This is a genomic window from Sulfurospirillum sp. 1307 (genome assembly GCF_054408545.1).
The window spans coordinates 329,318-349,986 of the sequence record NZ_CP176011.1 but is presented as its reverse complement, the minus strand read 5'-3'; the positions used below and the strand labels follow the sequence as shown (position 1 = coordinate 349,986).

The 20,669-nt window shown below is 30.3% G+C and carries 22 protein-coding genes; 7 read left to right on the top strand and 15 right to left on the bottom strand.

The annotated features are described in order from the left end of the window. Positions 1-66: 66 nt before the first annotated feature. Positions 67-1,023 carry a TAXI family TRAP transporter solute-binding subunit gene (locus ACKGJI_RS01855; RefSeq protein WP_458700863.1) on the bottom strand — a complete coding sequence of 319 codons (957 nt, stop codon included), beginning with the start codon at positions 1,021-1,023 and terminating at the stop codon, positions 67-69. Positions 1,024-1,261: 238 nt separating this feature from the next. Between ACKGJI_RS01855 and ACKGJI_RS01850 the strand changes: the two genes are divergently transcribed. Genes ACKGJI_RS01850 through ACKGJI_RS01835 form a run of 4 tightly spaced genes read left to right on the top strand, consistent with a single transcriptional unit; the run spans position 1,262 to position 5,459 of the window. Next, on the top strand, positions 1,262-1,909 hold the full coding sequence (locus tag ACKGJI_RS01850) for a GntR family transcriptional regulator (protein WP_458700862.1): 648 nt from the start codon (positions 1,262-1,264) through the stop codon (positions 1,907-1,909). Next, positions 1,909-3,366: an ATP-grasp domain-containing protein gene (locus ACKGJI_RS01845; protein WP_458700861.1), complete on the top strand. Its 1,458-nt coding sequence runs from the start codon at positions 1,909-1,911 to the stop codon at positions 3,364-3,366. Before ACKGJI_RS01850 ends, ACKGJI_RS01845 begins: the two co-directional genes overlap by 1 nt. A 10-nt stretch (positions 3,367-3,376) precedes the next feature. Next, positions 3,377-4,963 (top strand): KamA family radical SAM protein, encoded by a 1,587-nt coding sequence (locus tag ACKGJI_RS01840; RefSeq protein WP_458700860.1) that lies wholly within the window; start codon positions 3,377-3,379, stop codon positions 4,961-4,963. Between the two features lies 1 nt (position 4,964). Continuing rightward, entirely contained in the window at positions 4,965-5,459 is a 495-nt protein-coding gene (locus ACKGJI_RS01835; protein ID WP_458700858.1) for a gamma-glutamylcyclotransferase family protein, read from the top strand. Positions 5,460-5,475: 16 nt separating this feature from the next. Here ACKGJI_RS01835 and ACKGJI_RS01830 read toward each other — a convergent pair whose 3' ends face one another. Further along, entirely contained in the window at positions 5,476-6,051 is a 576-nt protein-coding gene (locus tag ACKGJI_RS01830; RefSeq protein WP_458700857.1) for an NUDIX domain-containing protein, read from the bottom strand. A 91-nt stretch (positions 6,052-6,142) separates the two neighbouring features. Between ACKGJI_RS01830 and ACKGJI_RS01825 the strand changes: the two genes are divergently transcribed. Then, positions 6,143-6,490, top strand: coding sequence for an EF-hand domain-containing protein (locus ACKGJI_RS01825; RefSeq protein ID WP_458700856.1), 348 nt, complete (start codon positions 6,143-6,145; stop codon positions 6,488-6,490). 40 nt (positions 6,491-6,530) lie between these two features. Here the strand turns inward: ACKGJI_RS01825 and ACKGJI_RS01820 are convergent, their stop codons facing one another. From ACKGJI_RS01820 to aroQ, 12 genes are all read right to left on the bottom strand, one after another. Further along, positions 6,531-7,445, bottom strand: coding sequence for a glutaminase (locus ACKGJI_RS01820; protein ID WP_458701680.1), 915 nt, complete (start codon positions 7,443-7,445; stop codon positions 6,531-6,533). Further along, the gene (gene mnmA, locus ACKGJI_RS01815) at positions 7,442-8,458 is read right to left on the bottom strand and encodes a tRNA 2-thiouridine(34) synthase MnmA (protein ID WP_458700855.1); all 1,017 of its coding nucleotides are present in this window, start codon (positions 8,456-8,458) and stop codon (positions 7,442-7,444) included. Before mnmA ends, ACKGJI_RS01820 begins: the two co-directional genes overlap by 4 nt. A gap of 17 nt (positions 8,459-8,475) precedes the next feature. Next, positions 8,476-10,383, bottom strand: a complete 1,908-nt coding sequence (locus tag ACKGJI_RS01810; protein WP_458700854.1) for a methyl-accepting chemotaxis protein — start codon at positions 10,381-10,383, stop codon at positions 8,476-8,478. A 90-nt stretch (positions 10,384-10,473) separates the two neighbouring features. Continuing rightward, positions 10,474-11,340: a flagellar motor switch protein FliY gene (gene fliY / locus ACKGJI_RS01805; RefSeq protein ID WP_458700853.1), complete on the bottom strand. Its 867-nt coding sequence runs from the start codon at positions 11,338-11,340 to the stop codon at positions 10,474-10,476. A 21-nt stretch (positions 11,341-11,361) separates the two neighbouring features. Further along, on the bottom strand, positions 11,362-12,441 hold the full coding sequence (fliM, locus tag ACKGJI_RS01800) for a flagellar motor switch protein FliM (RefSeq protein ID WP_458700852.1): 1,080 nt from the start codon (positions 12,439-12,441) through the stop codon (positions 11,362-11,364). Beyond that, positions 12,434-13,138 carry an RNA polymerase sigma factor FliA gene (locus tag ACKGJI_RS01795; RefSeq protein ID WP_458700851.1) on the bottom strand — a complete coding sequence of 235 codons (705 nt, stop codon included), beginning with the start codon at positions 13,136-13,138 and terminating at the stop codon, positions 12,434-12,436. The genes fliM and ACKGJI_RS01795 overlap by 8 nt, the downstream gene beginning before the upstream one ends. Beyond that, positions 13,116-13,493, bottom strand: coding sequence for a hypothetical protein (locus ACKGJI_RS01790; protein WP_458700850.1), 378 nt, complete (start codon positions 13,491-13,493; stop codon positions 13,116-13,118). The genes ACKGJI_RS01795 and ACKGJI_RS01790 overlap by 23 nt, the downstream gene beginning before the upstream one ends. A 12-nt stretch (positions 13,494-13,505) precedes the next feature. Then, a complete protein-coding gene (locus tag ACKGJI_RS01785; RefSeq protein ID WP_458700849.1) occupies positions 13,506-14,378 on the bottom strand; it encodes a P-loop NTPase in 873 nt (290 codons plus the stop codon). Beyond that, positions 14,359-15,645 (bottom strand): flagellar biosynthesis protein FlhF, encoded by a 1,287-nt coding sequence (gene flhF / locus ACKGJI_RS01780; protein WP_458700848.1) that lies wholly within the window; start codon positions 15,643-15,645, stop codon positions 14,359-14,361. Before flhF ends, ACKGJI_RS01785 begins: the two co-directional genes overlap by 20 nt. Beyond that, positions 15,646-16,110 carry a 2-amino-4-hydroxy-6-hydroxymethyldihydropteridine diphosphokinase gene (gene folK, locus ACKGJI_RS01775; protein ID WP_458700847.1) on the bottom strand — a complete coding sequence of 155 codons (465 nt, stop codon included), beginning with the start codon at positions 16,108-16,110 and terminating at the stop codon, positions 15,646-15,648. Beyond that, positions 16,107-17,141 carry a M24 family metallopeptidase gene (locus ACKGJI_RS01770; protein ID WP_458700846.1) on the bottom strand — a complete coding sequence of 345 codons (1,035 nt, stop codon included), beginning with the start codon at positions 17,139-17,141 and terminating at the stop codon, positions 16,107-16,109. Before ACKGJI_RS01770 ends, folK begins: the two co-directional genes overlap by 4 nt. Continuing rightward, positions 17,141-17,617, bottom strand: a complete 477-nt coding sequence (gene aroQ, locus ACKGJI_RS01765; protein ID WP_458700845.1) for a type II 3-dehydroquinate dehydratase — start codon at positions 17,615-17,617, stop codon at positions 17,141-17,143. The genes ACKGJI_RS01770 and aroQ overlap by 1 nt, the downstream gene beginning before the upstream one ends. A gap of 353 nt (positions 17,618-17,970) precedes the next feature. Here aroQ and mqnF point away from each other — a divergent pair, with 353 nt between their 5' ends. Together mqnF and sppA are read left to right on the top strand one after the other, a co-directional pair. After that, positions 17,971-19,179: an aminofutalosine deaminase family hydrolase gene (gene mqnF / locus ACKGJI_RS01760; RefSeq protein ID WP_458700844.1), complete on the top strand. Its 1,209-nt coding sequence runs from the start codon at positions 17,971-17,973 to the stop codon at positions 19,177-19,179. Continuing rightward, the gene (sppA, locus tag ACKGJI_RS01755) at positions 19,176-20,030 is read left to right on the top strand and encodes a signal peptide peptidase SppA (RefSeq protein WP_458700843.1); all 855 of its coding nucleotides are present in this window, start codon (positions 19,176-19,178) and stop codon (positions 20,028-20,030) included. The genes mqnF and sppA overlap by 4 nt, the downstream gene beginning before the upstream one ends. Here sppA and ACKGJI_RS01750 read toward each other — a convergent pair. After that, positions 20,022-20,666: a response regulator gene (locus ACKGJI_RS01750; RefSeq protein WP_458700842.1), complete on the bottom strand. Its 645-nt coding sequence runs from the start codon at positions 20,664-20,666 to the stop codon at positions 20,022-20,024. The genes sppA and ACKGJI_RS01750 overlap by 9 nt on opposite strands. Positions 20,667-20,669 lie beyond the last annotated feature (3 nt).

Sequence of the window (20,669 nt, the reverse complement as noted above, 5' to 3'; positions counted from 1 at the left end):
TTAAAAAGCTTATAAATTTATTTTCAGGAGAAGATTTTACTCTTCCCCTGAATATTAAAGTAATAATTACTTAAGAAGTCCTGCTTCTTTGTAATATTTTACTGCACCTGGATGAAGTGGAGCAGAAATACCATTTTTAATCATTCCCTCTTTTGTTAAATGAGCAAATGCTGGGTGAAGTTTTTTGAACGCATCAAAGTTTTCGAAAACAGATTTTACTAAGTTATAAATAACTTTTTCTGGAACTTTTGCTGAAGTAACTAAAGTTGCTCTAACACCAAAAGTTTTAACATCATCAGGATTTCCTCTATACATTCCGCCAGGAATTGTAGCCATACTGTAGTAAGGATTATCAGCAATCAATTTTTTAACTGCAGCGTCATCTACATTTACTAGTACACTATCACAAGTTGTAGTTGCTTCTTTAATAGCACCACTTGGATGTCCAACTACATATACCATAGCATCGATTTTGTTATCACAAAGTGCTTTACTTTGCTCACTTGCTTTTAATTCACCTGCTAATTTGAAAGTTTTTTTAGTCCAACCTTCAGCTTTCATTAATGTTTCCATAGTACCACGGTTACCTGAACCTGGATTTCCTATATTTACTCTTTTACCTACTAAATCACCAATATTCTTGATACCAGCATCAGCTCTTGCAACAATTGTCATAGGCTCTGCATGGATTGAAAAAACTGCTCTTAAGTCTTTAAAAGGACCTTTGTCTTTAAATTTTGCAGTTCCATTATATGCATGATATTGCCAGTCTGACTGAGCAACACCAACTTCTAATTCTCCAGCTCTAATTGTATTGATATTGTAAACTGAACCACCAGTTGACTCAACAGAACATCTGATACCTGTTTCTTTCTTGTTCTTGTTCATCAAACGACAAATTGCACCACCTGTTGGATAGTAAACTCCTGTAACCCCACCAGTACCGATAGTAACAAACTCTGTAGCCATCGCTGGTATACTTAGTGCTCCTGCTAATGCAACAGCTGCTAATTTCTTAGTCATGAAAACTCCTTCATATAAAATATATTTTAACAATAGCAGAATTAACCTTAATTAGTGTCAAAACAGTTTCAAAAAAAAGTCATTTATACTGTAAAATGTTACCAATCGAAACGAAAATCATGTAAACTAAAAATTATTTTTTTTATCTATTTTTGTTCAAAATATTAAGCTATAGTTAATCTATACTGTGATAAATTGTCGACAATATTTTAAAGATTGTCGACAATTAAGGATAAAAATGAAAAATTTATCAAAAGAACCACTTAAAGATAAAATTATTGAATATATATACAACGCAATTGTAAATGAAGAATTTAAAGGCGGAGATCAAATAAAAGAGTTATATTTATCCTCAAAACTCGAAGTTAGTAGAGCTCCTATTAGAGAAGCCCTTAGCGAATTAGTAAGTTTAGGTATATTAGAGCAAATTGCTAGAAAGGGTGTATTTGTAAAAGAAATTACTTCAAAAGATATTTTTGATACATATGAGGCAAAAGGTATTTTAGAAGGATTTTTAGCAACAGAGTTTGTAAGAAATGCAAATAGTGATGATTTTGAAAAATTACAACTATATGTTGATGAAATGAGTAATCCTAACAATGATAGAAAAAAAGTTGTAAAAATTGGTGAACTATTTCATAAAATGACTTTAAAATACTCAAAAAATCAAACTTTATTAGATTCATTGGAAAAGATAAACAAAAAATCACAAATACTTTTTTATAAAAACTGGACAAAACTTTATTCGGCAAATGAAGTTAAAAATAGACATCAAAAAATAGTTGATGCTCTTAAAACTCAAGATAAAAAAATAATCGAAGAGGTTATTAGAGAGCATTATTTTGAAACAGGAACAAAAATTGTACTTTTAAGAGAGGTAAGATAATGCAAACACGCATTTCAAAAAATGAAAAATCAAATGTAAGATTTACAAATTTTATATATGATGAGGAAAAATATTATTTTATATTTATAGCTGAGTTAAAGGCTTATGGCATTGGTCATTTCTTTAGAGAAGCGCTATCTAAATCATATAAAATAGATATAAATAAAATTGAATTCATATCAATTTCTCCAGATGTATTTGAACAATATAATTACGATAATGTAATTATCATCAATGAAGAGATTAATAGAGAAAATAAAAGGCAAAACCTTAACAATTTTATCAAAGAGATTTCAAACAGTAAGTACATAGATTCAATGATTGATACTATACTTGAAAATCAAAATGAACTTTTTATTTATATGTTTGAAACAAACCCTTACATGACTTTGGATGAAAAAGAGGGAGTAAGACTAATTGGACCAAACAAAGAGATAGTTTCAACACTGAGTGATAAAATAAATCTTTATGAGATATTTTCTACTATTGTTCCAATGGCAAATTATAGTGTAGCTAGTGATTATGAAGAGTTGATTATGAATGCTGATGAACTCTTTGCTAAAACTAAAAATCCTCTTTTTATTTCACTGCCTAGAAGTGCCGCTGGAGCAAACAGCATAATTGCAAATAATATAGAAGATATAGAGAAAAAATTTTCTACATGTAAAGATGAAAACTTTTTAATAACAGAGTTTATTCCACATAAGGCTGATCCTACAACTTTAGGTGTAGTTATAAATGAAGAAGAGATTTACATAGCTGGGATTGCTGATCAAAGAATAGATGGTACAAAGTTTAAAGGATCAACTTATCCATCTAAATTATCAAAATCTGAACAAGAAGAAGTCATATCTCAAGCAAGATTGGTTGGCAAAGAGATGGCTAAAATGGGCTATAGAGGAATATTTGGATGTGATTTTATTGTAACTGATGATAGTAAAGTTTATTTTATAGAAACAAATCCTAGAAAACAAGGTACAACGATGGAGTTTTGTTGCACACTTAGAAATATTTTACCAAAAGGTGCGCCAAATCTTCCAGAAATTGAGCTTTATGCAGTAACAAAAAACAAAAAGGCTCCTAAAATGGTTGAACCTGATTTTTTTGGTGAGCCTTTGATATGCTGGGGAACTTATAATTATAAGATAGAACAAAAACTAACTACACATAGTTATTTACCACAACAAAATGGTGAAATCGCTATGTTTGATAATATCGCAAAAAACAAAATAAATAAGGAGTTTATGGTAGTAGAACACATAGGACAGGATTTTTTTGTAAATGAGGGTTCCTTTTTGGGAAGGGTAATAGCTGTAGGTAAAACACATAAAGATGTTGATGATGGTATAGATATGGGAAGAAGAATATTGAACTATACTATAAAAACTGTTGTGGATGAAAACTTTTCGCTAGATGAAAAGTGTTATGAGTGTCCATATTATTTAAAACAAGCTTAAAGGAAATAAAATGCAATGTGATGTAGGAAATTTAGATTTAAATGAATTTGACAAACTTGATGTAAAGTTTTTCGATTTTTTATATAAAAAAGATGTTGAACCAAAAGAGGTTCCTAGTAGCGAAATAGATGAAGCAAAAGAGTGGTTAGAGCTTAGTAAGACTTCTGTTAAACTTACTAATCCAATGATTCAACTATTTAAAAAACTTCAAGATATTAAAGAAAAATATGGAGCAACACCAGAAGATTTGGGATTTGACAGAGATGAGCTTAAGTTAATGGCAATCAAGCATAAATCTGTGGATGAACACAAAGTTAGCATTGGTGGAAGAGTTATGATTTCATCAAAAATTGTTGATAATGCAAATGCTAGAGTTGAAGAGTATCTAAAAGTTAGAAAAGAAGTAGCTCCAACTGGATATGAACTATGGGATAGAATGCTTGAGAACAAAGCTAAAATAATGAAAAAATTAAATATGAGTGAAGATGAGTGGAATAGTTATGGTGGTCAAATCAAACATGCTATTACTTCACCTGAGCAATTAGCTTCAATACTTGATATTCCACAAAAGCTAATTGAAGATATACAAAGAGTTTCACATGTATTCAGAATGAGAATTTCTCCATACTATGCTAGTTTGATAATGCCTGATGTTGTAAATGACCCTATTTTACTCCAATCTGTTCCAACTGGGGATATGGTTGATAATAAAGGGATTGAACTTGAACCAGTGGCAAGTGACCACTCACCTGCTAGACTTATAGATCAATTTTATCCAAGAGTATTGACTATCAAAGCTACAAATATGTGCGCAATGTTTTGTACTCATTGTCTTAGAATTGCTCATATTAGTGATAAAGACTGGGTTAGCTCAAATAATACTTACGAAGAAGCACTTGATTACATAAGAAAAGATACAAACATTAGAGATGTGCTTATAACTGGTGGTGATGCTCTTGCACTTTCAAATAAAAAAATCAAATATCTTTTAGATGAACTAGATAAAATAGATCACATAGAGATTAAAAGACTTGGAAGTAGAATCCCTATTATGACTCCTCAAAGAATAAACCAAGAGTTTTTAGATATTTGTGAAGCAAGTAATGAAAAGAAACCTCTTAGATTTGTAACTCAAATAAACTCAGTTCAAGAATTAACTCCTGTTAGTAAAGAGGCATTTAGAAAATTAAATAAGGTAACAAGTGCCATACTAAATCAAGCAGTATTTTTAAGAGGAATCAATGATAATAAATATAAGATGTGGAGACTTTGCGAAGAGCTTCAAAACTCTTATATAAGACCTTATTATCTATTTAATTGTAGTTTTAGAAATCCTGAATTTGCTCATATGAGAGTACCTGTTGATATTGGAAGAGATATTGTAGAGAGTATGTATGGAAATATAAGTGGAGATGCAATTCCTAGATATTTAGCAACTGCTGGAGGAAAAATTCCTTTACACAGAGATAATGTAGTTGGTAAAGAACAAAATGATTTGATTTTGAAAAAACCATGGAGTGGTGAAGAAGTAAAATACCCTGATGCTTCTATGGAAGAATACTCAAAACCATTTTCATTTGAAAAATATAAGGATTAAAATGTACAATCTAATAGTTTATGGAAGCCTTCTACATGTAGAAGAGCTAAAAAAACATAATATTGATTTAGATAGGATAGATTTTGTAAAGGTTAAAGGCTTTAAAAGAGTCTTTAACCAACTTCCTTCTTGGAGAAAAGTTGAAGGAAATAAAAAAGCAGTTTTAAACATAGAAGCTGATGAAAATGCTTGGTTTAACGCTATTGTCATACAAAATCTAGATCAAGAATATATAGATGATTTAGACCATAGAGAAAGAGGATATGATAGAGTCCATTTGCCTGATGGCGATGTAAAAAACTATGAAGGGAAAATCATAAAAAACTGCATAGTCTATAAAGGTAAAAAAGGCAAACAAAGTAGTGAAATTTTACCAATTCCAGAATATTTTGAAATCTGTAAAAGCGGAGCAAAAAGCCACTTTGATGAATTTTACAAGGATTATTTGAATACCACTTATCAAAACTCTTTAGATGGTAAGATTGAATTAATTTAAAAAGTAGCTATTATAGCTACTTTTTATACTCTAGTACTTCCTCTAAAAACACTTCTAAGTCCTCTTTTGTAGCTCCTGCAAAAGAATTTTCTAAAAATTTATTGATTCCTTTTTTTGCATGCTCTATTATTGGGACTATTTTTATGCCGGTTGTTTCACTCATGAACCTTGATTCATCTCCTTCTTCATAAGCATGAAGTAAAATGGAGCGAGAAAAATTATTTAAAATATGATAGTAGATGTGTAAAAACTCTAACTCATTTACTTCTAAACCATAAAAATGAGTAACGATTTTAAATTCATGAGAAGCAATTGGATGGACTTTGTCTTTTCGTACTCTTATTCCAATTTCTTCTTTTATCTCTCTTCTTAGTGCTTCAAGTAAGTCTTCGTCATTTTTTATTCCACCACCAGGAAAACCCATGCGCCCATCCCACCTATCAATCATAATTATAGCCGGACATTTTATATGTTTAATACTATCTTTAAAATATTTCCAAGGAGAAATTTCTTTTGTATATATGACTAAAAATACTGCATTTTTTTTAGTTTTACTAATTTGTCCAAATGGAACTCTTTTAACTTCTTGCATAGATTATCTCTTTTTTTAATGAAATTTTAACATTAATATACCATTAACACAACTGCTATACAATTAAAGTATAAATTTACAGGAGGATATAATGAAAAAGTATATTTTTAGCTCATTGGTGGCTTTAATGTTTGCACAATTATTAAGTGCTCAACAAGGTAATATGGCAACTTTTAACGATTTTGATTTAAATAGCGATGGTATAGTAGATGCAAAAGAATTTGATACAGCAAAAACTAATCGTATGATTAAAAATGCAAATGAAGGCAAAATGATGAAAAATGCTGGAAACTCTTTAACTTTTGAAGATATCGATGCAAATCATGATGGAAAATTTGACAAAGGAGAATTTTTGATTGCTAAGCAAAATCATATGAGACAAATGAAACAAAATCAAAATAAAAACAGAGGCAATAAAGGTAAAAACAATAAATTCTAATTTGTATACTTAGTTTATAAATTACAATAAGGTGGATTATCTAAAAAATAGATAATCCACTTTTTGTAGTAAAAAGCTCTAAAGCCTTGGTCCCAGCTAATGAATTTCCATTTTTGTTTAATCTAGGAGAGTAAACAGATATGGCCATTTTATCTGGAATTACAGCTACAATTCCGCCACCAACACCACTTTTTCCAGGCAATCCAACTCTAAAAGCAAAATCACCAGATGCGTCGTAATGGCCACAAGTAAGCATTACTGCACTTACCCTTTTAGATTGAGAAATAGTTAAAAATCTTTTTTTTGTTACAGGATCAACTCCGTGATTTGCTAAAAATAGCATCGCTCTGCTTAACTCATTTGTACTCATTTCGATTGAGCAATGCTTAAAATAAGTACTCATAACATCACCACTGTGATTTTTTATATTTCCAAAGCTTTTCATTAAACTAACTAGTGCATAATTTCTATAACCATTTAATTTTTCAGATTTATAAACTTCATCACTGTAAGATATATTTTTGTTATTGCTAACCTCTTGTACAAATTCCAATATATGTTCAAAGGTTTTTTCTTTATATTTGCTAAGTAACATATCGGCTAAAACTATAGCACCAGCGTTTATAAAGGGGTTCCTAGGAATTCCATTTTCATATTCTAGCTGAACTAGAGAGTTAAAAGGATTGCCAGATGGCTCTAATCCAAGCCTTTCTAACAAATGTTTTCCATATAGGTCAATAACTTGAACAAATGTAAAAACTTTTGAAATACTTTGAATCGAAAACTTTTTATCACTTGCGCCTATACTATAAGTTTTTCCATCTATTGTATGAATGCTCATTGCAAATTCATCAGCATTTACTCTAGCAAGAGCTGGAATATAATCAGCAACTTTACCCTTAGTCAAATAAGGTTTTATCTCTTCTTGAATCTCTTTTAGGATATTTTCAATCATTCTATCCAACCACCACCAATAACTTGATTTTCTCTATAAAAAACTGCCATTTGTCCAGCAGCTAAACCCTGAACATCCTCATACAACTTTACAGTTGCATTCAAACCATCTACATGTACACTACAACTTGTCTTAGGACTTCTATATCTTATTTTAACAGAACACTCAAAATCTTTGTCATCAACAAACATATTGATGTCTTTAACTTTAAATTCCTTAACATTTAAATCTTCTTTTAGGCCAACAACAATCTCATTTTTTTGTGCATTTATCGATACTACATAGTGAGGCTCATGTGCGCCTTTTACACTAAATCCTCTTCGTTTTCCAATAGTATAGTGCATATACCCCTTATGTTCACCCACTATTTCACCTTTTGTATTTAAAACATTTCCTGGTTTATCTATATCCATATGTTTTTTTAAAACTTCAGTATAGCTATCGGGTACAAAACAGATTTCGCTACTCTCTTTTTGTTTTGAAAACTCTTTTAAAACTTCTATTGTAGAAGCAAATTTTTTAACATCTTCTTTATACATTTCACCCAATGGAAACTCTACAAAAGATAGATTTTCTTTTTTCACATTTGCTAGAAAATAACTTTGGTCTTTACTCATATCAACAGCTTCAGTTATAAAACCATCAATAATTCTTACATAGTGACCAGTTGCAAGCTTATCCATACCAAGCTCTTTTGCAAAATCAATAAGAGCTCCTAATTTTATATTTCGATTACACAATATACAAGGGTTTGGAGTAAGTCCTACTTTATAGTTATTTATAAATGGCTCATAAACAAAGTCATTAAACTTGTCTTGTAGATCTAAAACATGGTGTTTTATACCTAAAAAGTCACTTACTTTTTTTACTTTTCTAATATTTTCTTTATGGTACTCTTCATCATTATGAAGTTTTAAATAAACTCCTTGTATTTCATGTCCAGCTTCTTTTAATTTGTAAGCCGTTACAGTTGAATCTACTCCTCCACTCATCGCTACTAATATTTTTGACATTTTTCTCTTTCTATTTTTTATGTATTATATCGCTTTAATTCATTGTTTAACTCTTCAGTCAAACTATTTAAATGCTCACTTGCATCTGAAATCTCTTCAATACTTTTAAAATTGCTGTTTGATAGCCTATCTACATTATCCAACTCTTTAACAATATTTTCTAAGTTATCTACTGTTTGTATGTAACTCTCAATTGTTTTTTTAGTGATTTTCGTAGTTTCAATCATCGTAGAAACTGCATTATCAACTTTTTTATTTAACTCCTCTCCATTTTGAGAAATTTTTAATATCTCTTTAGAAGAGTCATCCATATCAGAACTAACTTCTTGGACAGATTGTACCACAACATTGATTGTTGAGTTTATCTCAGTCAATGATTTTTGTGTTTTTTCTGCTAATTGCCTTACTTCATCAGCAACAACAGCAAAACCACGTCCATGTTCACCAGCACGAGCTGCTTCTATTGCTGCGTTTAATGCTAATAGGTTTGTTTGATCAGCTATATCATTTATAACACTCAAAACTTCTCTTATTTCTGTTGTACTTTGACTTGTTTGATTCAATTTTTGAGCCAATTCAACATCTTTTATGGAAGTTTCATTTAGCTTTACATGTAAAGCTTCTATATCACCTTGAACTTCAAAAAGAATATCATTTGATACTTTCAAATTTTCATCAGATTTTCTAGCATCTACTAGTGAACCTTGTAATAAATCGTGAAGGTTTTTACTTTCATTGCTTATTTGTGTTATTATATTGCTCTCATCTTCTACTCTTTTACCAACTTCTTGAGTGGTTGAGCTAAGCTGCGCCGAAATTGTGGCATTTTCATTACTTGCATTTTTTGTATTTACTAGTAGGTTTTGCAATTTTTCAATAAAAATATTGATATCTTTACCCATCTGAGCAATTATATCTTCGCCTTTTATCTCAATCCTAGAAGTAAGATCTGCATCTTTAGTTGCAAGTGCATTTATCATGTTTTTCAGATTTGTAATAGGAACAAAAAGTTTTGCTAAAATAAAAACTATTAAAGCAGTGCCAAAAACAGTAAAAGCTAATGTAATCAGAATATTTTTACTAAATTGATCATCTATATCTTTATAAACAATATTTTTACTTGTAGTTACTAAAAGTTTCCAGTTTGTCTCTGATATAGTAGCATAAGCTAATATCCTGTCATTGTCATTAAAAGTGTACTCATACATTCCACTTTTAGTTTTTTCTAACATCTTATCTAACCGAACTAGAGAATTACTCAATTCAGATAATTTTTTACCGATAAGTTCTTTTTTAGGGTGTACTAATATTTTGTTTTTAGAATCTAGCAGTATAGCATATCCACCATCTACTTTTATTTTATTTATCTCTGGCTCTATTAAAGAAAAATCATTTATACAAGCCAATACTCCACCAAAATCAGTATCTTCTCCTTTTATTTTAACTCCAAATGCAAATGATTTTTTCTTTGTAATTTCGTCGATAAAGGGATCTGTAACTATATCATTATTTGCTAATTTTACCATCTTATACCAAGGTTTTTTCCTAGGATCATAACTGTCACCTAAAAGCCTTCCTTCAGACGAAGCACTCAAAAACCTTCCATCTTCTTCAAACCCTATAAATACATCATTTGATTTCATAACTTTATTAAAAAGTTCTAATTTTTTTAAAATTTTTGAATCTGATAAATATGCTGGATTTTTTAATTCATGTGATAAATTTATCAATACATCATGCTTAAAAGCTAAAAAGTCATTAATAGCATCAGCATTTGAAAGAACCAAAGAGTTAAGAGTATTGTTTATTTGCTTTTTAATCATGTTTTTTGAAGATAAATAACTAAAAATATTACTTGCCAATAAACTAGATATTAAGATTATAGCCACTGCTATATAAATTTTATTTTTAAATCCAAATTTCATACATCCCTCCTAAATACAGATAGACTTATAATTCTAACTATATTTGATTAAAGATATATAAAATTTTAAATTAAAATCTGTGATGAGAGTCTATCTAAGTTTTTCTAATCTCTCTCTTTTTGTACCAATTTCTGTAATTTGTACCCCAAAGTTTCCATCTATGATTACAACTTCACCTTGTGCAATGACTTTATCTCCAACTAATATATCAAGTGGATCGTTTGCTAATTGTTCTAATTCTATAACTGAGCCTATATCCATGCTTAAAACATCTTTTAAAAGCATTTTTTTAGATCCAATTCTGACTCTTATTGGAAGTTTAACATCTTTTATAAGCTCAATATTTTTGATTTCTTCTTTTGATAGACTAGTAGAAGATGATGGTTGTGGTTGTGCACTATCTTCAGAAACAACACTATCAGGTGCACTCTTAGTAGCACTTTCTTTGTCTAAAATACTTAAAAGTTCTTTGTCTATCATAAAAGCAATATTATCAGTTGTGCTTTGTATACTTAAATTATATATATATACCTTTTCAAAGCCATTAAAGCCTGCATCACCGGTTGGCTCGACATATCTAATATCATCAACACTAAATGAAAGTTTAGGCATATTTTTTTGACCGCCAAGAGAGGTAGAAAAAGAGCCTAATATATTTGATACTATCTCTTTAGTAGCATCTAAATCATCATCATCCATTTCTTCTTTTTCAACACCTTCTCCTCCTAACATCATATCGCCAATAGCTGTTGCTAAGACAGATGCTACACATACTCTCATCTTAGCATTTACATCTCCACTAATACTGACATCAATTAATGCTAAAGGAGGGCTAAGTACCTCTTTACTATCAGAAGACAAATCACTTTGAAGTTCAACACTAGGAGCAATACCTGTTAAGCCTTCAATTGTTGAAACTATTTCATTTTGTAAAATTTTTAAAAATTCTGCTACCATGTTATACCTATCCTATATAAACTAAAAAGAGACACTTTCATCTTCTTCTTCATCATTAGATGAATAAATCTTTTCCATTCTCTTCATCTCTATTTTTTCTAATGCCGATTTAACTTCATCTTTGTCTGTTCTAATCAATTCTTCTATTTTTATGGATTTCCTAAATCTATGCAAACCAATTTCTGCGAAAAATAAATCTTTTTTATCTATAGAAATTATTGCATGATCATCAGCTGGTCTATCTAGTCTAATCACATCACCTTGTTCCAAATCAAGTAATTCTCCGACACTAAGCTCAGCTTTTCCAATAATAGCTTCAGTAAACACTTCAGCTCTACTAACCAATGCGTTTAACTCTTTGTTTCTACTTTTTTTAGCGCTAGTTTCACCAAGCATTATATCACGATTTGCCAAACGAGATAAAATTGGCTCAAGATAGATAACCGGATAACATAAGTTAATCATTCCACTTGAATTACCAATAATGATTTCCATTACAACCATTATTACAATTTCGTTTTGTGAAACTACTTGAACTACATTTGGACTTGACTCTTTTGTTTCAACAACAGGATACATATCTGTGATTGGACCCCAAGCCTCTTTTAATCTTTGCATAACTATTCTTAATATCGCATCTAAAAGATTAAGTTCAATATCAGTTAACTCTCTTGTTGCTTCAAAAGACTCACCCAAGCCTCCTAAAAGCCTATCAATCATTGGAAATGCGATAGAAGGGTTTATCTCTATTACACAACTTCCATCGAGTGGTTTAATTGAAAAAACATTAAAGCTAGTAGGACTAGGCAAACTCATCAAAAATTCACCATAAGTCATTTGGTCTACTGAGTGCAGTTGGATTTCTACAATACTTCTCATTATTGAAGAAATTTGAGCAGCTAGGTTTCTTGCCATCTTATCATGAATCCCTTTAACTGCACGAAGCTGTTCTTTTGAAACTCTATTTGGCCTTTTAAAATCATAAAGTATTATTTGTCTATCATCGTTAGCCGAAATACTTTCAGCAACAGATGCGTCCCCTTCTTCTTCAACAACTTCTAAAAGGGCATCAATTTCTTCTTGACTTAATATATCAGCCATGGCTCAACTCTTCTCTTATTTTTTTAAGTAATTTCTTATGAATTTGAGATATTCTTGATTCACTTATATTTAAAATAGAACTAATCTCTTTAAGATTTAACTCTTCAAAATAGTATAACTGAATAATCAATCCCTCTCTCTCATCAAATTTACTTAAAATTTTTTGTACTATCTCTATAAGTTCATCTTGTTCAACTTTTAAGATAGTATCCTCTTTGTCTGAAAGTATTGTCATTTGCTCGTTTATTGGCATAACTGACACTACTTTCACACCATTTCTTGCATTTTCTATTTTTTCTATACTTTCATCTAATACTTCAGCTAAATATGCACTATCAGGTTCTTCTTCATGCTCACTTAGGTATTTATCTATCTCTCTATCAACTGCTTTTATTAATCTTCTATCACTTCTACTTATAACATCTAAACTTCTTAAATAATCTAACATAGAGCCATAAACCCTTTGCCTACCATACCCCCAAAAAGAGTCATTTTGCTCTTTGTCATATCTTCTAGAGAGTTTTATCATCTCTTCAGTTCCGATAGAAATCAAATCATTTACATCAACTGAACTTGGCAATCTCTCTTTTAATTTATAAGCCATTGCTCTTAGTGCTGGCATATATTGTAAAACTAAATTATCTTGTTCCTTTTTTATATGATCAATATATGGGTTATGCTGCAACTTTTGCGCCATCTTTTTTCATCTTTTTCTTACGCACATTATTTTTTATTGCTTCTTCATATTTTTGATTCATTTTTTCTACTTCTAAAAGTAAGCTATCCATTCTTTTTTCTCTACTGTCTAATTCACTCACAAAATAATCACTTATTTCTTCATACTCTTTTTTATTAAAAAGTGCCTTGCTAAACCTCTTGATATCAACAAAATTCATAACTACTACATGTATAAAAAGATAAAAAAACAGTGTTATCTCAGCAGTATATAATATAACATCTTCTGCTTGAGTAAAGTTCAATATGCTAAAAACAAGTCCAATAAAAAAACCGCAAACAGTAAAAAAATATATAAAATTCTCTGAACTTATCACTACTTTTACCTTCTAAAATTTATCAATAAGACTCTTTATAAAACTTCCAAAGCCTCTTTGGTTAGAATTATCAAGCACTTTTCGTTCCAGCCTATATATAAGGTTATTTGTTATTCTCTTCATGTCAAGTGTAGCTGTACTATTTGGTGCATCATCAGTAAAAAGTGTCCTTTGTTTTATGCTCTTTGCTATGATTTTATCATCATTTAATGAACCAAGTAAATTTAAATTTAGATTTGCTATATTTGCCATTGCAACCTTACTTATCTTATCGTAAATCAAAGTTGCTTCTTTCGAGCTTTTTGTCATATTTAAAACTAAATGAATTGTATCTTTAACTTTTGCTGTTATTTTTATAGTAGCATATGCATCAGTAATTGCAGCAGGGTCAGGCACAGTCACAACTATAACCTCATCAGCTGCCTCTAAAAATAGTTGAGTGTGTCCTCCAATTCCAGCTCCTGTATCAATGATTAGAAAATCTAAATCATCAAGCATAGTGGTTTCCTCAAAAAACCTCTCATATAAAAATTGATCATTAAATTTTAAAATCTCATCTCCACTTTCTCCTGGGATTAAAATAAGATTCTTTTTTACTTGAACAATTATATCTTCTAAAGTAGCTTCTCCTTTTAAAACATGAAGAATATTTTTATCAATAGATACTTTTAAAATTACATCTAAATTAGCAAGCCCAATATCAGCATCAAAAAGTCCAACTTTGTATCCATTAAGAGCTAAGATATTAGCCATATTTGCACTTAATGTACTTTTGCCAACTCCACCTTTTCCACTTGTAATTGCTATAAATTTAGTATTTTTTTTCTTTTTATTGTTTGTACTTGTACTTACAATTTTTTGAAGTTTATTTGCTTGAGTTTGCATCTTCTTGCTTCCTTTTAAAACCATTGAGCATACACTCCACTAAAAAGTCGCTATTTGCAACTACTATATCATCTGGTACTTCTTGACCAACTGAAAAGTAACTAACTGGTCTATCTATATCATAAATCAAAGAAAAAACTGTACCAAATGTCTTTGTTTCATCAAATTTTGTAAAAACAAGTGTATCTATATTTAAAAATGAAAAATTGTCATAAATCTCTCTTAAATCTTCCAATTTATTTCCAGCTGATAAAACCAAATTCACATCAATCTCATAATCACTGTTTTGTATAAAAGTATTTAATTTTGATAGTTTTTCTTTGTCATACTGACTACTTCCAACAGTATCTATTAAAATTACATTGCAGTGATTTAAACTTCTAAGAGCATTGTTAAAATCATTTGGATCAACAACATCTTCGATAGGAAGTTTCATCATCTTTGCATATTGAAACAATTGCTCAACTGCACCAATTCTATAAGTATCTAAAGTAATTATTCCTACTTTATCTCTCTTTTCTTTTAAGTAAGAATACCTAGCAGCTAATTTTGCTATTGTTGTAGTCTTTCCAACACCAGTAGGCCCTACAAACATCATTAGTCTTTTGCTTCCTCTTGGGACTTCACTTTCATGTCTTACTGGAACCATTTTTCTAAGAAGTACTTGAAAATACCTTTTAATAGACTCACTACTATGTCTCATTTTTTGAGGCATATGCTCTAGTGTTAATTTCATTATGTTATCAAGATGGTCAGGTCCCATACCACTAGTTCTTGCTAGCTTATAAATCTCAGAAAACTCAGGTGGAATTGCAAGATTATTTCTAGCCGGAGCTTTTTCTTCCCAAAACATTTCTTGAATCAATTTTATCTTATCTGCAAGTTTTGTTATCTCTTCTTTTATATCCCCAACATCCACATCTTCAAGTTTTTTCCTTTTTTCTTCTATTTTTATTTTACTTTTTACTTTATTTTCTTGTGAAGGTATAGAGTTTTCTGTAACTTTTGCAATTTTTGAAATTTGCTTTGCAGCTTCACTTATATTGATTAGAACATCTTCACTACTTTGCCTAGTTGGTTTCTTTTTTGGTTTTTCTGGTACTTTTGAATCCTCAACGGCAACTACTACTTCGTATAACGAAGGAGTATTTAGAGTTTTTTTCTTAATCTGTTTTGTACTTACCACCAATGCGTCTTCGCCACATTCAATTTGAGCCTGCTTTAAAGCTGCAGCTGGAGTCTCAGCACTAAAGGTTAGAAATTTCACCTATATCTTCCTTTTTAATTTTAGCAGTGGTAAAACCACTGAGTCTCTTTTATACCAATATTTATGAGGTATTTGCAACTCTCTTGTATTTAACTTAATATTGTTAAAAAATATTATATCTAAATCCAAGGTCCTAGGAGCATTTTTAAAACTTCTTTTTCTTTTAAAAATTTTTTCTACATGTAAAAGAAATTTTAAAAATGCTCTTGGAGCAAGAGAAGTTTTTATAACCATAATGGCATTATAAAAATCATCTTGATCCAAGTAACCAAAAGGTGGATTTTTTAAAATTGGTGAAGTCTCTTCAACATATACTAAAGAGTTTCTTTGAAAATAAAGATAAAGATGCTTAAATCTTTTTTTCACATCTCCTTCATTTCCACCAATTCCTACTACCACCTTATTTTTAAATCTATTGGTTTTTGACTTACAAATAGGAAAAAACCTATCATAAAAAAATGTCACTTACCAATAACCTCACATCCATTTGAATCTATTATAACAGTATCTTCAATTCTAACACCAAGCTCACCTGGCAGATAAATTCCTGGCTCAATTGTAAAAACCATACCCTCTTCAAGAATTGTTTCACTTTGAGCTGAGATTACAGGAAGCTCATGGATATCCAAACCAACTCCATGTCCAGTTGAGTGTATAAAATACTCACCATATCCAGCCTCTTCTATAACATCTCTACAAGCTTTATCAACTTCACAAGCTTTTATACCAGCTTTTGCAGTTTTTATACCAGCTTCTTGTGCTCTTAAGACTGTATCATAAACTTTTTGACGAGTAGCATCACTAAAGCTTTGAGTTTTGCTAAAATTTAGGTTTCCGCTAAATTCAGCAGTTCTTGTTCTATCTGAACAGTATCTTTTGTAAGTTACCCCTGCATCAAATAACACTAACTCATTTATCTCTAAAGTTTTCTCTAGTGGTAAAGCATGGCACTTTGCTGCATTTGCACCAAAAGCTAAAATTGGAGAGAAACTAAGACCAAATTTACCTTCATCTTTTAAAATTCTCTCAGCCTCATAATGAAGTCTTTGCTCACTAAGTCCCAATCCAGATTCATTTAAAAACTTGGCAAATCTATCAAATGCACGAGAGCCAAAACTAGAAGCATCTCTTAGTATATCAAGCTCTTCTTCACTCTTAATTATTCGTCTTTTTTGTGAAAAATTTGGCTCTTCTTTAAACTCAATATCACTTAAATCTTTGGCAATTGCATTAAAAGAAGCAACACTCCACTCAAAAGGATTAAACACTATCTCTTTAATTTTTGCATTTTTTATATGCTCAACAACAGTTGGATACATGTTTCTTCGCTCAGCGATAACTACTTTTGCATTTTTTATGTACTCTAAAGCTTCAGTTTCATACCTACTATCAGTTATGAAAAAAGCTTCACTTCCAAATTTTAAAAAAACTACATTATCGCAAGAAAATCCACACTCATAATAGATAGCATTTTCATCCCTTAGCATGAAGTTCATTAGCTATCCTTTTGTTGTTCTTGAGCTTTTCTTACAGCTTCAATTTCTCCTAAAATTTGAGTCATAGAAATCATAGCTAAATGGTAACCAAATGGTCCAAAACCTACAATTTGTCCTGTACAAACTGGAGCAGTTATTGAAGTGTGTCTAAACTCTTCTCTTCTGTGAATGTTGCTAATGTGAACTTCAACAACTGGCATATTAGACGCAGCTATTGCATCTCTTATTGCTATTGAAGTATGAGAATATGCTGCTGGATTTATGATAATTCCATCTGCATCACCAATACACTCTTGAATCCTATCTACAATTTCACCTTCTAAATTTGATTGAAAAAACTCTATCTCTAATCCATTTTGTTTTGCTATATTTTCCATTTGTGTATGGATTTCTTCTAGCTTCATTGGTCCGTAAATATTTTGTTCACGGTGTCCTAAAAGATTAAGATTTGGTCCTTGAATTACTACAATTTTCATGTATCACCTTTACTTTAAAAATTTTTATCATTATACCAATACTTAACATAATTTTAGTATAATCATAAAAAAATAATACCAAATCCAATAGACCAAGCATACGATAAATAATAAATACGCTATTAGCTGCAAGGCAAATCTTTGGAGGACTAACCCAGTTAATTCAAAAAGATTTAACGCAGGCAGATGATGGCGTATTTATTACCCTTAGGGCGAGTATATGACATCATATTGCTTCGTTAAAACTATTTGAAGCTACCAGTAGCTCCTGCATAGTTTTGCCTTGCACTATAATGACATATACTCGTTTAGCGTATACTTGGTATATTGGATTTGGTATAAAAGGAATTTCTTTGAAGATAATTAGTGCAGATTATATTCTTACATGTAATGATAAATTTGAAATACTAAAAAATAAAGCAATTTGTTTTGATGAAATAATCTTGGATATAGATAAAAGAGAAATTTTAGAAGAAAAATACCCCGAAGCTGAAGTTATAAATTTACCCAAAAATCATCTAATTATGCCAGGACTCATAAATCCTCATGTGCATTTAGAGTTTAGCTCAAACAAAGGTATTTTAAACTTTGGAAGTTTTATTGGCTGGTTAAATTCTGTCATTCAAAAAAGAGAGAATTTACTCTCTATATGTAATGATGAAGTTATAAATAAGCAATTAAAATTAATGCTAAAAACTGGTACAACTACGATTGGTGCGATTAGTAGTTTTGGTAAAGATTTTAATGCTTGTAAAAACTCCTCTCAAAGAGTTTTTTTCTTCAATGAAATTTTAGGAAGCAGACCAGATAGTGTAGATATACTTTTTGAAGACTTTAAACATAGGCTCAGAGTTTGTGAAGATAATGAAGATGATAGATTAATCCCAGCAATTTCAATTCATTCTCCTTACTCAACCCATCCAATTTTAGCAAAAAATGCTCTTGATATAGCAAAAAAGAGAGGTTATATTGTTTCAACTCATTTTATGGAAAGCAAAGCTGAGAGAGATTGGATAGATAGTGCAAATGGTGAATTTAGAGAATTTTTTGACAATTTTGATAAAAATGCAAAGCCTATGATAAACCCAATAAAGTACATTGAACAGTTTAAAGATATAAAAACACTATTTACTCATTGTGTCTTTGCAAATAAAGAAGAGATTGAAAAGATAAAAGAGCTTAATGGATATATAACTCATTGTCCTGTATCAAACAGACTATTAGGAAGTGATAGATTAGAGATTGAAGATATACCACAAGATATGCTAACTTTAGGAACTGATGGTTTAAGCTCCAATAACTCACTTAGTTTATGGGATGAGATGCGAATGGCTCTTATGATGCATTTTAAAGGTGATTTAAATAAGCTAGCAAGTCTGCTTTTAAAAATGTCTACATGTAATGCTGCAAATGCTTTAAGCTTAAATGCTGGAATTATACAAAAGGGAAAACTAGCTGATTTTATAGTATGTGAAGTACCGAGTGAAGAAAATTTGGCATTAAATCTTATACTTTATACAAAATTTGCTAAACAAGTTTACATAGCGGGAGATGAGATATGATTATATTTAGATGGATTGGAAAAGTTATTAGTTATATTAACAACCATTTTAAAGCTATGCTTTTTATTCTTTTGTTATTTGTTTTATTTAGCCCATTTAACCAAGAAGTTATAACAAAACCAAATCTTATGACAATAAGGCTTGAAGGAGAGATTTTAAATATTGAAAAAATATTAAATGAAATTGATGAGGCAAATAATGATGAAAATATAAAAGGGGTATTATTGCTAGTCAATTCCCCAGGTGGCGCACTTGCTCCTTCAGTTGAGCTTAGTATGGCTATCAAAAGGTTAAATGAAAAAAAACCAGTTATTGCTTATGCTCTTGGAACTATGGCTAGTGGGAGTTATTATGCTTCTATTTGGACTAGAAAAATCATAGCAAATCCAGGCGCTTTTATTGGCTCAATTGGTGTTCTTTTTCAAGCTCCAAACATAAAGCCACTTGCTGATAAGATAGGGATAAAAGAGCAAGTTATAACAGCAGGTGAATACAAGCAAATAGGGACATTTACAAGAGCTTGGAATGAAAAGGAAAAATCTGCCTTAAAAGAGCTTATAAATGATGCATATGATATGTTTGTAGAAGATGTATCAACTGCAAGGGGACTCCAAAAAGAAAAAGCTAAAGACTTTGCAAATGCAAGGGTTTTTATAGCAAAAAAGGCAAAAGCTCACAAACTTATTGATGAAATTGGCTCTTTAGCTATTGCTAAAAAAGAGCTTGAAGAGATAAGCTATGTTGACATACCTATTTGGAGAAAACCAAGTGAGTTAGATTTGCTTTTAAAAGAGATAAAAACTACAACAAAATCATTAATTATTGAGAGTTTTAGTGGGTACTTAAAATAAATTCTTTATTTTATAGTGTCCATTTTTAATTCGATCTAATATTCCCTCTTCAATGAGGGATTTAAAAGTATTAACCACTGTAGGTTTTGATGAATTTAACTCTTTGGTTATTTCATCATAGGTACCTATAAATTCATCATTTTCATTTTTGTGCTCTAAAATATATTCTAAAATTTGAACTCTTTTACCGCCAATTATTCTTAAAAACTTTACTAAATTATCTTTATTATCAGCCTCTTTTTCTATTACCTTATCTATAACATTTTTTGTAATTATTGAAAAAAGTTCTTGTAGATTTATTGGTTTTAGTATACAACCATCTGCTTTTAGTTTTATTGTTTTTAAAAGAAACTCTGTTTCAGAATAAGCACTAACTAGGATTACTTTAGTTTCTTTAAAATTATTTTTAGTAAACTCTAAAAGCTCTAGTCCATCAATTTTTGGCATTTTTATATCTGTAATTACTACATCAATACTTTTGTTTTTTAAAATTTTAATAGCCTCTTCGCCATTTGTAGCACTATAAAACTCTTTACAAAAGCTTTCTAATGACAAAGTTAATTGCTCAAGTGTTTGAGGTTCATCTTCAACACATAAAATACTTATTTTATTCAAAATATCAATATCTAACTTCATAAT